Origin of the sequence: Sphingobacterium alimentarium (genome assembly GCF_004342685.1) — a bacterium.
GTDB classification, from domain to species: domain Bacteria; phylum Bacteroidota; class Bacteroidia; order Sphingobacteriales; family Sphingobacteriaceae; genus Sphingobacterium; species Sphingobacterium alimentarium.
On the sequence record NZ_SMBZ01000001.1, the window covers coordinates 26,632 to 39,833 of the forward strand.

Consider the following 13,202-nt stretch of genomic DNA (forward strand, 5'->3'; position numbering starts at 1 on the left):
GATCATGAATATTCTAATAGTAGATGACGTACACGAGGTTCTTTTGGAGAAGTTTGACAAAGCAAATATTTCATACAGTTATCAACCCAACATCACGCGTACAGAAGCTGAAGAAATCATCTCAGCATATTCAGGTTTGATAATCCGTTCTAAATTTCAAGTCGATCAAGCATTTATTGATTTGGCGCCACCGCTGCGACTCATCGGAAGAGCAGGTGCTGGAATGGACAATATTGACGAAGAGTATGCCGCACAAAAGGGCATACAACTTCTTCCTGCCAATGAAGGGAATTGTGACGCCGTAGGCGAACATCTCATCGGCATGTTATTGAGTCTGATGAATAACCTCAATCGGGGCAATACCGAAATCCGTCAGGGCTTCTGGAAGCGCGAAGAAAACCGAGGCTACGAACTCAAAGGAAAAACCGTTGCATTAATCGGTTATGGGCACAATGGCCAAGCTATGGCAAAAAAACTTTCGGGTTTTGATGTCAAAGTCATTGCTTATGACAAGTACAAAACGGGATTTTCGGATCAGTATGCCACGGAAGTGTCTATGGAGGAAATCGTAAAGCAGGCTGATGTTGTCAGTTTTCACATTCCGCTGACCCGTGAAACCAAAGGAATGATCAATGCGGAATATTTATATCATTTCCGTAAACCTATTTTCTTTCTGATGGGTGCTCGCGGAGGAATAGTCGATATTCCTGCGGTACTTAATGCCTTAGATTCGGGTAAAATAATCGGTGCTGCCTTTGATGTCCTTCCTGTGGAAAAATTCCCTGCATTAGGCGAACAAGATTGGTATCCGGAATTAATAAAAAGAGATAATGTCCTATTAAGCCCGCACGTAGCAGGTTGGACTTTTGAAAGTTATTTTAAGCTTTCGGATATTTTAGCGGATAAGGTAATTCGCTATTTGAACAGCTAATAGGCAGAAAATGTATTGCAGTATTAGCACCAAATCCAACAGGTATACCTGCATAAAACTATCCTGCTTCTGCAAGATGATGGTTTTAAATAATATCCAAACCACCATATCACAAGCTAACAAACCCATCTGTACTGGAAGCGTAGTAGGCATGAATAGTACAAGAAGTAAGTGCGCAACAATAAGCGAATAGCATAATCGCTCCGTCCGATGGCGCCCGAGTCGTAATGGTACAGTTTTGAGATGATAAAAAGAATCCTGCTTCATATCCCGAATATCAAATGGTAGCGTCACCAACACAATAAATAGAAATTTGCTCATCAGAAGATAAAGCACCCTATCCCAACCTATAGCCTGCAATCCACTGAAACTTTCTATATATACCAAGCCCACTGTACTCAAGGACCAAATAAACGCGATGAAAAACACTTTCATGTAGGGAATATGCCGCAAACTTTGCCATTTACCTTGTATTCTAAAAACAGGAATTGCATACCCTAGGCTCAATAGCCCTATAAATCCCAAATAGATAAAAGTATATAAGTGTACCTGAAGCAGGGCATAGCCTAAGAGTACAAAAGCTAATACATTGAATAAATAAAATAACGACTGATGGCTAAATATCCATCGCGTACGCTCATAAGGTGACTTGCTATAATCTTTTGGCTTCGAAATCCAGATACTAAGATTATAAAGTAATAGTGTGGATGCAAATTCCAAAAGAACGATGGAATAATTATAAGGTAGATCAAAAATCTTATAGCTGAGCAATGTCTGAGCCGTCGCCGCAAAGGCAATTAAGAGGTTGGTAAAAACCAAAAATTTCCAGGGCCCAACATGCATTTTCATAACATTTATTTGTTCATATTAACCACATTTTATTGTCAAGAATCTTAATTCTTATTCGCTTTTATGCCAAAAAAAATTAAATTAGATTCAGCATCAGACGTTTTACTCTATCAAATAAATAAATGTCTGAATTGGATAACTAAGTATAATAATTAAGTAAACCTATAGAAATTTTAGAGAAAAAGAGATGAGTTTTCAAATAAAAACTTTTGAGGAGTATCAGGACGCTTACAAGAAAAGTGTAGAAAATCCAGAGGAATTTTGGGGAGAGATTGCAAATAATTTCTTTTGGAAAAGAAAATGGACGAATGTACTGAATTGGAATTTTTCCGAACCAGAGATCAAATGGTTTGAAGGAGGAAAATTAAACATTACCGAGAACTGTCTGGATAGACATATCTATAAAAATGGAGATACACCGGCGATCATTTGGGAGCCTAATGATCCATCTGAGGCACATCGTGTCTTGACTTACAAACAACTTTTGAACAAGGTTGAGCAATTCGCCAATGTTTTAAAAAACAATAATATCAAAAAAGGGGATCGTGTATGTATCTACTTGCCGATGGTTCCTGAGTTGGTAATTGCTGTATTAGCTTGTGCTCGTATTGGTGCTATACATTCTGTTGTCTTTGGCGGTTTCTCTGCACAATCTATCGCAGACCGTATCAATGATGCTGAGTGTAAATTAGTCATCACTGCGGATGGCGGTTTCCGTGGAAATAAAGTATTAGAGCTTAAAACTATCGTTGACGATGCATTGATGCAATGTAAATCTGTTGACAAAGTAATTGTATTAACACGTTCACGTACGCCGATCTCGATGTTAAAAGGTCGTGACGTATGGTGGGAAGACGAGATCAAAAAAGTAGAAACACAAGGTAATCCTGCTTGTCCTGCTGAAGAAATGGATGCAGAAGACACTTTATTTATCCTATATACCTCTGGCTCTACAGGAAAACCTAAGGGTGTCGTGCATACAACTGCAGGTTATATGATATATACAGGCTATACTTTTGCCAATACTTTCCAATATCAACCAGGAGAAGTGTACTTCTGTACAGCAGATATTGGTTGGATTACAGGTCATAGCTATATTGTATACGGCCCACTTTCGCAGGGTGCAACTTCATTAATGTTCGAAGGTATCCCAACATTCCCAGATGCAGGTAGATATTGGGATATAGTAGACAAATACAAGGTAAACATCTTGTACACAGCGCCTACAGCTATTCGTTCGTTGATGGCTTTTGGCGATGAATATGTGGATTCTAAAGATCTATCATCCCTTCGTGTATTAGGGTCCGTAGGTGAGCCAATTAACGAAGAAGCTTGGCATTGGTACAAAGATAAAGTAGGAAAAGGCAAATGTCCGATTGCGGATACATGGTGGCAAACCGAGAATGGCGGTCACTTAATCACCCCTATTGCAGGCGTTACTCCAGAAATCCCAGGATATGCCTTGTTACCACTACCAGGTATTCAGCCATGTTTGATGGATGAGACAGGTAAAGAAATTGAAGGTAATGATGTATCAGGAAACTTATGTATTAAGTTCCCTTGGCCGGGTATGTTACGTACGACATGGGGAGATCATGAGCGTTGTAAACAAACCTATTTCTCGACATACAAAAATATGTATTTCACAGGGGATGGTTGTTACCGTAGCCCGGAAGGCTATTACCGCATCACAGGCCGTGTAGATGATGTATTGAATGTATCAGGTCACCGCATCGGAACTGCCGAAGTAGAAAATGCGATTAATATGCACTCGGACGTGGTAGAATCTGCAATAGTAGGCTACCCACATCCGGTGAAAGGTCAAGGTATCTACGCCTACGTTATTGCGAATCATCACATTGACGCAGATAAAACTAGACAGGATATTCTGCAGACGGTTACACGATTAATCGGTGCTATCGCAAAACCGGACATCATTCAATTCGTAACGGACTTACCAAAAACCCGTTCAGGGAAAATCATGCGAAGAATATTGCGCAAGGTTGCAGAGAACGAATTAGGAAGTCTCGGTGACACTTCTACATTGCAGGATCCTACGGTGGTAGACAAAATCGTCGAAGGAGCTAAAAATTTAAGAAAATAAGGAATAAATCCATATGGAAAGGGGCCAAGTGCCCCTTTCTTCTTTTTAAGCCCTACGAACACAAATCTCCCCCTCTTTTTTTGAATAAACCTAATTGACTCAACACCATAACTCCCAAACTAAGTCTTAACAGCTACTTAGATTGTCAAAACTGCTCTTTAATATACTTTTTAACACACGACAAACACCTCAATGGCTCTTGTATTTTGGAGCCAAAAATTTGATATTCCCTCATGCGGAGTTGCCCAATTAATTGATTAAAAATTGCAAAAACAGCCTTCTAAAATCAAAATCTATCAATTAATCCACACAAAAACCGCCTAATTTTATTATTTTTATGGAATCTATAAATTCATAAGAGAGAGTAAATGCTATTAGCTGTATTATCAGGATTAATATTTTCGATAGTTCTTGTATTTTTTGGCAGAGCATTCAAAGCCAAATGGAGTATATTAATACCCATTCTGCCAACTATATTAGTCATATATTTTGCACAGATGATTCCCACTATATCATCAGGCAAAGGATTTTTGCAACACTATGATTGGGTACCATCCTTAGGCATTAACTTTGAATTTCAACTTGACGGTCTTTCCTCGCTATTCGCTCTGCTTATTACAGGAATAGGCAGTTGTATTTTTTTCTATGGACGAGCATACCTGAAAGGACACCCTTATTTTGATCGCTTTTTTGGCTATCTACTTCTTTTCATGTCAGCCATGCTGGGAGTGGTTTTATCCAATAATATTCTATTACTATTTATATTTTGGGAGCTGACGAGTATAAGTTCTTTCTTTCTGATAGGCTTTAACAACGACAGTGCGGACTCGCGAAAAAGTGCAATTACTGCTTTGAGCATTACAGGTATAGGCGGCTTCTTTTTACTGTTAGCACTAGTGCTAATGGGAAATATTGCAGGCACATACACCATTACAGAATTAATCCAGCATCGTGATACGATCTTAAATCACCAATTTTATCCGCTTATCATCGGATTGTTATTTATAGGTGCATTCACCAAATCGGCTCAGTTTCCTTTCCACTTTTGGTTGCCCGGAGCGATGAAAGCACCTACCCCGGTCTCCGCTTATTTGCACTCGGCGACAATGGTAAAAGCCGGAATATATTTATTAGCGCGATTCACACCAATTCTTGGAAACCATACTTATTGGAATACTACACTCATGGTAGTAGGTGGAATTACGATGCTTTATGCAGCCATACATTCATTATTCCGAATAGACATGAAAGCTATTCTGGCTTATTCTACGATATCGGCTTTAGGAATATTAACATTTTTGTTGGGCGTGGGTACAAAAGAAGCTGTAGTAGCTGCTTGTGTATTTATAGTTGTACACGCACTTTATAAAGCTACGTTATTCATGGTGACTGGGATTGTAGATCATGAGACGCATACGAGAGATATTACTGTATTAGGTGGATTGCGCAAAGTTCTTTTTCCTGTAGCAATCGCGGCATTTTTGGCGGCTTTGTCTAGTGCTGGCTTTCCTTTTTTGACGTTTGGATTTGTGGGTAAGGATCTGATTTATGAAGCTACTTTGCATTATACCAACGCGGATTGGACATGGATATTGACAGGTGCTACGGTAGCTACCAATATAGCCTTGGTTTCAGCAGGTTTCATGGCCGGGATTAAGCCTTTTGTAGGTCCGCTTCCAGAAAAATTTGAAAAAGTCCACCTGCCCTACAAAGCCATGTGGATTCCACCGCTCATACTCGCCATTCTTGGTGTATTCTTTGGTGTCCTGCCCGCTATAGCAGGCGATTATTTTACGACTGCGGCTTCGAACACCATTTGGGGGATGAATACCGAGTCCTACTTAAAAGTGTGGCATGGTTTCAATACGGTATTTACTCTCAGTGTTGTAACCTTACTCGGTGGTACATTAATTTACGCTATCAACAAACCAAGTTTAGCAAAACTCGCAAGGATCGAAAAGCTGAATAGCATTTCCCCGCAACGTATAATCACAGGATTTGCCAATGATATTGTTCGTGTGGGGCATTGGTATACTGGTATATTTCACAATGGGTACTTAAGGTCATACCACTTTAAGATTATTCTTTTCGCAGAAGCCTTACTCGCTTATCGACTGTGGATGAGTGGCCCTATTTCATTGGATATGTGGGATCTGACGTATCCGGACTTATACGAAGTTGCAGTCATATTTATTTTAATAGGCGCGCTCTATTTAGTAGTGAGTACGGCATCCCGACTAACCGCTGTAGTGGCGATGAGTGTCATTGGATACTGTATCTGTTTGATCTTCGTAATTTATAGTGCTCCAGATCTAGCGATGACGCAATTTACTATTGATACGCTTACGACTGTATTATTTGTACTTGTGCTGTACAAACTTCCTCCATTTATCAACATGACCAATAGAGGTATAATGGTGAGGGATGCGATAGTAGCCACTGGCTTTGGAATTATCTTATCCTTAGTAGCTCTGAAAGTGTGGTCAGAACCTATTTCGACAGAAATTTCTGATTTCTATGGCGAAAATGCTTATTTACTCGCAAAAGGTAAAAACGTCGTAAATGTGATATTGGTTGATTTCAGAGGAATTGATACCATGTTTGAAACTGTAGTGTTGAGTATTGCTGCTTTAGGTGTTTATAGTTTGATTCGTTTACGTTTAAAATCATCAGAGAAAGAATAATGAAAAGTCCAATATTACAGTCCGCAACAAAATATCTGTTGCCCATTCTATTGCTATTTTCTTTTTTCTTACTGCTGAGAGGGCATTATTATCCTGGCGGTGGGTTCGTAGGAGGCTTAGTAGCCTCGATTGCTTTTGTATTACACAGTTTTGCCAATGGCACGGAAGCTACGATGAAAATATTGAAAAGAAAACCGCTCTCTCTAATACCTATTGGATTAGGGGTGTCTGCCATTAGTGTGACGTTGCCCCTCTTATTTGGTTATCCGCCGATGACAGGATTATGGTTTGAAGAGCCCATACCATTTATCGGGATGATTGGGTCTTCCTTATTTTTTGATTTGGGCGTCTATCTCGTGGTTATAGGTGTAGTGTTAACTATATTATTTACCATTTCACTTAATAATTTAGAAGAAAAGAATTAATGGAGTTATTACTTATTATATTAATAGGATTGCTATATGGTGCGGGTGTCTATATGATACTGCGTAGAAGTATGGTAAAACTTCTATTGGGTATTATGTTTTTGGGTACTGGCGCCAATGTGTTGATATTCTTATTGGGCGGTATCACCAAAGGGAAGCCCCCTGTGATTGATGAGGCGGCCAAAATGTTTCAGGATGTATATGCTGATCCGATTCCGCAGGCATTGATACTTACTGCTATTGTAATTAGTTTCGCACTTACCGCTTTTGCCATTGTTCTGTTGAAGCGTGTGTATGCCCTCGTAGATTCAGATGATTTGGACGATTTAAACACACCGGAGGAGGAAGATATATGATTGACAATCACATTTTAGGTCCGGTATTTATACATTTATTCACCGCTATCCTACAGCTTGTGGCCTGGAGGAAAACGGCGACACAGCGAGTAATCAGTGCCATTGGTTCATTCTTGGGGCTTTTGGTGGCTATCCGCTTATTTACAAAAGTATATACGACAGGTATTCTTACGTTGAATGCTTCCAACTGGGAAGCTCCCTTTGGAATTGTCTTTGTTGCGGATTTGTTAAGTAGTACGCTGGTTCTTATTACCTCGTTAGCAGGCTTGGCAGTATCCCTATTTTCGTCCACGGGCATCAGCCGGCAGCGTATGCTATATGGGTATTTTCCGATTTTCCACTTTTTGGTCATGGGGCTTAATGGTGCATTCCTCACGGGAGACATCTTTAATCTATACGTATGGTTTGAGGTTATCATCATTTCCTCATTTGTACTGATGACATTGGGTGGGCGCAAAACCCAATTGGAAGGCGCCGTGAAATATATGGCATTGAATATCTTGGCTTCTACATTCTTCCTAACGGGAATCGGTATCCTCTATGGTATTACAGGCTCTTTGAATATGGCTGATCTTTCCCAAAAGATTAAATTGGTAAATAATCAGTTTTTGTTAGGCATCACCTCAACCTTCTTTTTAATAGGCTTTGGTATTAAATCAGCGGTATTTCCGCTGTACTATTGGCTTCCTTCCTCTTACCACACGCCTCCTTCGGCCGTAGCGGCTACATTTGGTGGGCTATTGACCAAGGTGGGTATCTATGCCATGTTGCGGGTATTCAGTCTTATATTTATTCCAGACGATTTCACGCGCAACCTATTAATGGTACTCGCGGTGTTGACGATTATTACAGGATGTATGGGTGCGCTTATCAAATTAAATATTCGCCGTCTGTTTTCCTACCTCATCGTTTGTCATATAGGTTTTATGATTGGCGGTATTGGGATGTTTACCAAGGTAGCTTTGATGGGTACACTATTTTATTTGTTTCATGATATTCTGGTCAAAACAAATATGTTCCTAATTGCAGGATTGATACGTCATAAACGTGGTACCATGGATATGAAATCCCTGGGTGGATTGTATGCTCAATATCCAAAAACCTCTTTATTGATAGCTATCGTCCTGTTCTCATTAGTCGGCATTCCACCACTTTCAGGTTTTTGGCCTAAAATTTTCTTATTTAAAGAGGCTTTCACATTGGAATATTATGCTTTTGTAGCCGCTTTGGTTTTCGGAAGTTTTGTAACCTTGTTTGTCATTGCACGGATGTGGTCAGAAGTATTTTGGAAAGATGTGCCAGCAAATGTGGACATTGAAGACAAATTTGAGCCCCTACCATTGGCTCGCAAAATATTATTGGTGCTTCCGATAGGAATTCTAGCAGCTGCTACTTTATTTATCGGATTAAACGCGGAAGAAATTGTGCAGCTAGTAGACCGAATTTCGGATCAACTGCTGGATACTTCGGCATATGTTCAAGCAGTATTGGGTAATCAAAATTTATAGTATGATTAAACAGTTTTTAATGAACTTACTGCTATCATTCATCTGGGTAGCGCTTACTGGATCGATGTATTATACAAACTTTTTGTTTGGATTTATGCTCGGCTTTGGTATTCTATGGATCATGAATCGTACAGATGGCGATAGAAGTTATTTCTATAAGGTACCGCGCATTATCAGTTTTGTATTTTATTTCATTTGGGAAATGATTAAAGCAAATGTACAAGTAGCCTATGATGTAATGACTCCCAACTTCTTCATGCGTCCAGGAATAGTAAAATTCCCGCTCAATGCAAAGACAGACACGGAGATCAATCTCTTGTCTACGATGATATCTCTGACACCAGGCACACTCATCGTGGATATTAGTGAGGACAAGACCACGATGTATATACACGTGATGTATTTGAATAATCCGGAAAAATTTGTCCGCGATATGAAAACAGGATTAGAAAGACGATTATTGGAGGCGATACGATGACACTAGAAACCTATTTTGACTACTTTATCCTACCCATTTTGACTATATCGGTTATTTTGGTGTTTATACGTTTGATAAAAGGTCCCAAAGTAGTGGATCGAGTAATAGCCCTGGATCTCATTATCACCATTGGTATTGGGATCATTACGATTTTCACTATTCGGTCGAATCAGATCGTGCTGTTGGATGTGGCGATCATGCTTGCACTTATAGCCTTTTTGGGAACAGTAGCCTTTTCATTTTACATAGAAAAAAGAGAAGATGATTAATATTATTATAGGAATTTTGAGCACGATAGGTGCTTTTGCGATATTTTTTGCTTCCTTGGGAATTCTGAGGATGCCGGATTTTTATTTGCGCCTTTCGGTAACTGTAAAAGCCGCGACTTTAGGTGTAGGCTTACTTTTGTTTTGTGCTGCAATTATATTCCCGGATATTTCAGTGAGTACGAAAGCCTTGGCCATTACATTTTTCCTTATTATCACCTCACCCATTGCTGCCCATATGATAGGTAGAGCCGCCTATTTCACAGGAACACCCTTGTGGAAAGGAACAATAGTAGACCAGCTGGCGGGAATGTATGATAAAGAAACACACGAGCTGAAAAATGATGCCGAGCCGCCTGCTGAAGAACCAGAAGAACAGATTGCAAAAACAGAAGACGAAACGGACTAATCGGACTCCGGATTAGTGTGCAGCGCGTTGCAGACGTTGCTGCATCTTGGTTTTCAACGTAGGGTAAACAAATACCGCAGCAAGTACCAAAACTGCACCTGCATAAAAACCCATGCTCATCTTTTCGGTGCTTCCGATGAAGAAAAATGCCAATATGATACCATAAACCGGCTCCATGTTGGTCACTAAAGCCACAGTAAAAGCGCTTAGCTCCTTCATGACTGCAACCCCCAGCACATACGCCAAAGCGGTACAGACACTACCTAAAAGAAACAAATAAACCAAGTCCGTAGAAGATAGAATCATATGGGAATCAAATTTCCCTGTGAATAAAAGTACTATTGTGACACCAATGAATGCACCAATCATTTCATATTGTGTAATAATACTTGGACTGGTTTTTTGAACCATCTTTCCATTCAAAATAGAAAAAATACTTGCACAAGCCGCAGCTCCTAAGCCCAATACAATACCCAACCAATATTGAAACTCGAATTTAAAAATCAGGTAGATACCCAAAATAATAATGAGTCCTACGATGATATCCCCGGTGTATAGTTTTCTCTTATAGAATAGAGGTTCTAAGATGGCTGTAAACAAAGTCAGAGAAGAAAGTGTAACCAATGTAACGGATACGGTGGACACTTTAATAGCCTGAAAAAACAATACCCAATGCAGTCCTACCAAAAGTCCGACAGCCATAAATTTCAGCAGATCAGCTGTAGGTACGACCATACTTTTGCGCGTGGCCAAATGATAACCCACCAATGTCAGGGCGGCAATCAGTACGCGGTACCACACCAATTGTAAAGCCGGTGTAGATATTAAGGAGCCTAACACTCCTGTAAATCCCCAAATTAGCACCGTAAAATGAAGTATTAGCAAATTACGATGTTGTGTAATGAAATTCATAAATTTTATTTAGGTGCTTTTTTGAGCAAAATGAAGGTCAACACTAAAAACACTAAACTAGGAGTAAGTACAGCCAAAAGCGGAGGAAATCCTCCCTTCAGCGCAAACATAGTCGTGAATTGATTAAATACCAAGAACGTAAAACTTAAACCTATACCAATCCCCAGACTCAGTCCAATACCACCACGTACTTTTTTCGATGACAACGCTACGCCCATCAATGTCAGGATGTATGCGGCAAAGGGACTTATCCAGCGTTTGTATTTCTCCAATAGCAAGTCCGTCATCATACCTGTACCCCGTGTCTCCTCTTTTTCTATACGTTCGTTGAGTTCTTGGGTTGTCATAGCTGTAAAGATATTCTCATAGACTTCAAAGTCACGTGGTATCATGTCTAGAGTCGTATCTCTACGATCCCCTTTTTCCATCGTTTCTTTCAATCCAGCGATAATCCGATTGGTATAATTTTCTATGCGCCACTTATTTATCGTCGAATCCCATACCACCCGATCAGCTATTAGCTTTTCGGTCATTTCTATTCCGTCAAACTTTTCCAGCACAAAATTGTAACCGATAGCGGATTTGGTATCAAAAGTTTCGATATACACATACGTATTGCTATCAATCTGCATATGTGTCGATGAAGTGTTTGTGCTTACCTTATGCGGCTTCACATATACATTTTCAAAATTAACTTTTATGCGATTGGTCGCCGGAAGAATCCATAGATTTGACACTAAAGTGAAAGCAAAAATAATGGAAGCACCATAAATATAGGGCCGCAGCAGCCTATTGAAGCTCATTCCTCCATTCAAAATAGGCACAATCTCAGTTTGATCCGCCATTTTGGAGGTAAAAAATATCACCGCAATAAAGTTGATAAGCGGTGTAAGCATGTTTAAAAAGAATGGTACTGATCCTAACGCATAGTATTTGAGCAAGACATCCGTGAAGGAAGCCTTATTCTTCAAGAAATCATCCAACTTCTCCGAAATATCGAAAATCACGATAACTACAATAAAAATGGCTACCGTAAAAATGAAGGTAGTCATATACTTCTTGAAGATATAGCGATCAATGATATTCATGGTATCAAATTAAACAGTAAAAAATGAAAACTTAAAATGTTTATAGGCGTTGACCTAATATTTTTACCATTTTCTCTTTCCATTCATAGAATGTGCCTTCAATAATTTTCTCGCGGGCTTGTTTTACTAACCAGAGATAGAAATGTAAGTTGTGCAAAGATGCTATTTGGGCACCTAAGATTTCTTGTGAACGAATTAAGTGTCTCAAATATGCTTTGCTATACACTTGATCCATCATCAAATCACTCTCCGCTTCGATCGGCGAAAAATCATCTTTCCACTTTTCATTTTTGATATTGATAATACCATTACGGGTGAATAACATTCCATTACGGGCATTACGAGTTGGCATTACACAGTCGAACATATCAATACCTAATGCAATATTTTCTAAAATATTGATTGGAGTACCCACACCCATCAGGTAGCGCGGCTTATCTTTAGGAAGAATATTGGTAACAACTTCTGTCATCGCATACATCTCTTCGGCTGGCTCTCCTACCGAAAGACCACCTATAGCATTCCCCTCGCGTTCGAATGAAGCAATTACTTCAGCAGATTTTGCGCGCAAATCTTTATATACCGAACCTTGTACAATCGGGAATAAAGTCTGGTCGTAACCATACAAAGGCTCCGTGCTATCGAATCTGTCACAACAACGCTTTAGCCAACGATGCGTCATATCCAATGAGCGGCGCGCATAATTATAATCACAAGGGTATGGTGTACACTCATCAAATGCCATGATAATATCAGCTCCGATGATACGTTGTGTATCCATTACATTCTCGGGCGTAAACAAATGTTTCGAACCATCTACGTGCGAACGGAACGTGACACCTTCTTCACGGATTTTACGTACTTCCGTCAATGAATAAACTTGATAGCCACCCGAGTCGGTCAATATAGGTTTGTCCCAACCATTGAATTTATGTAATCCTCCCGCTTTATTCAAGACATCCAATCCGGGTCTTAAATATAGATGATAGGTATTACCCAGAATGATTTGGGCTTGAATATCGTTTACCAGCTCATGTTGATGTACCGCTTTGACCGTGCCGGCTGTACCTACAGGCATGAAAATAGGGGTTTCAATCTTTCCGTGAGCGGTCTCTAATACTCCTGCACGTGCTTGGGATAGTTTATCTTGAACTTGAAGCGTAAATTTCATATACTTATTAAAATCAGGTGC

13 protein-coding genes are annotated in these 13,202 nt (G+C 39.7%); 9 read left to right on the forward strand and 4 right to left on the reverse strand.

What is annotated here, in order from left to right; genetic code table 11:
- Positions 1–4: 4 nt before the first annotated feature.
- A complete protein-coding gene (locus EDC17_RS00135) occupies positions 5–931 on the forward strand; it encodes an NAD(P)-dependent oxidoreductase (protein ID WP_132775752.1) in 927 nt (308 codons plus the stop codon).
- On the opposite strand, the gene EDC17_RS00140 is transcribed toward EDC17_RS00135, so the two are convergent.
- Positions 896–1,780 (reverse strand): UbiA prenyltransferase family protein, encoded by an 885-nt coding sequence (locus EDC17_RS00140; protein ID WP_132775754.1) that lies wholly within the window; start codon positions 1,778–1,780, stop codon positions 896–898. The two genes, EDC17_RS00135 and EDC17_RS00140, sit on opposite strands and share 36 nt — an antisense overlap.
- A gap of 187 nt (positions 1,781–1,967) precedes the next feature.
- On the opposite strand from EDC17_RS00140, the gene acs reads away from it, so the two are divergent.
- The 8 genes from acs to mnhG all read left to right on the forward strand — a co-directional run bounded on the left by acs (position 1,968) and on the right by mnhG (position 10,010).
- A complete protein-coding gene (acs, locus tag EDC17_RS00145) occupies positions 1,968–3,884 on the forward strand; it encodes an acetate--CoA ligase (RefSeq protein WP_132775756.1) in 1,917 nt (638 codons plus the stop codon).
- A 368-nt stretch (positions 3,885–4,252) separates the two neighbouring features.
- A complete protein-coding gene (gene mbhE / locus EDC17_RS00150) occupies positions 4,253–6,568 on the forward strand; it encodes a hydrogen gas-evolving membrane-bound hydrogenase subunit E (protein WP_132775758.1) in 2,316 nt (771 codons plus the stop codon).
- Positions 6,568–6,993: a Na+/H+ antiporter subunit B gene (locus EDC17_RS00155; RefSeq protein WP_132775760.1), complete on the forward strand. Its 426-nt coding sequence runs from the start codon at positions 6,568–6,570 to the stop codon at positions 6,991–6,993. The genes mbhE and EDC17_RS00155 overlap by 1 nt, the downstream gene beginning before the upstream one ends.
- Entirely contained in the window at positions 6,993–7,349 is a 357-nt protein-coding gene (locus EDC17_RS00160; RefSeq protein WP_132775762.1) for a Na+/H+ antiporter subunit C, read from the forward strand. The genes EDC17_RS00155 and EDC17_RS00160 overlap by 1 nt, the downstream gene beginning before the upstream one ends.
- Complete coding sequence (locus EDC17_RS00165; protein WP_132775763.1) at positions 7,346–8,857, forward strand: proton-conducting transporter transmembrane domain-containing protein; 1,512 nt, start codon at positions 7,346–7,348, stop codon at positions 8,855–8,857. Before EDC17_RS00160 ends, EDC17_RS00165 begins: the two co-directional genes overlap by 4 nt.
- Before the next feature lies 1 nt (position 8,858).
- Positions 8,859–9,335, forward strand: a complete 477-nt coding sequence (locus tag EDC17_RS00170) for a Na+/H+ antiporter subunit E (protein WP_132775765.1) — start codon at positions 8,859–8,861, stop codon at positions 9,333–9,335.
- Entirely contained in the window at positions 9,332–9,604 is a 273-nt protein-coding gene (locus EDC17_RS00175) for a monovalent cation/H+ antiporter complex subunit F (RefSeq protein ID WP_132775767.1), read from the forward strand. Before EDC17_RS00170 ends, EDC17_RS00175 begins: the two co-directional genes overlap by 4 nt.
- Complete coding sequence (gene mnhG, locus EDC17_RS00180; protein WP_132775769.1) at positions 9,597–10,010, forward strand: monovalent cation/H(+) antiporter subunit G; 414 nt, start codon at positions 9,597–9,599, stop codon at positions 10,008–10,010. The genes EDC17_RS00175 and mnhG overlap by 8 nt, the downstream gene beginning before the upstream one ends.
- 12 nt (positions 10,011–10,022) lie before the next feature.
- Here mnhG and EDC17_RS00185 read toward each other — a convergent pair whose 3' ends face one another.
- From EDC17_RS00185 to tgt, 3 genes are read right to left on the reverse strand one after another with little or no spacing between them, the layout of a single operon-like run.
- Positions 10,023–10,922 carry a DMT family transporter gene (locus tag EDC17_RS00185; RefSeq protein WP_132775771.1) on the reverse strand — a complete coding sequence of 300 codons (900 nt, stop codon included), beginning with the start codon at positions 10,920–10,922 and terminating at the stop codon, positions 10,023–10,025.
- Positions 10,923–10,927: 5 nt separating this feature from the next.
- Entirely contained in the window at positions 10,928–12,010 is a 1,083-nt protein-coding gene (locus tag EDC17_RS00190) for an LptF/LptG family permease (RefSeq protein WP_132775773.1), read from the reverse strand.
- A gap of 40 nt (positions 12,011–12,050) precedes the next feature.
- Positions 12,051–13,181: a tRNA guanosine(34) transglycosylase Tgt gene (gene tgt, locus EDC17_RS00195; protein WP_132775775.1), complete on the reverse strand. Its 1,131-nt coding sequence runs from the start codon at positions 13,179–13,181 to the stop codon at positions 12,051–12,053.
- Between the last annotated feature and the right edge of the window lie 21 nt (positions 13,182–13,202).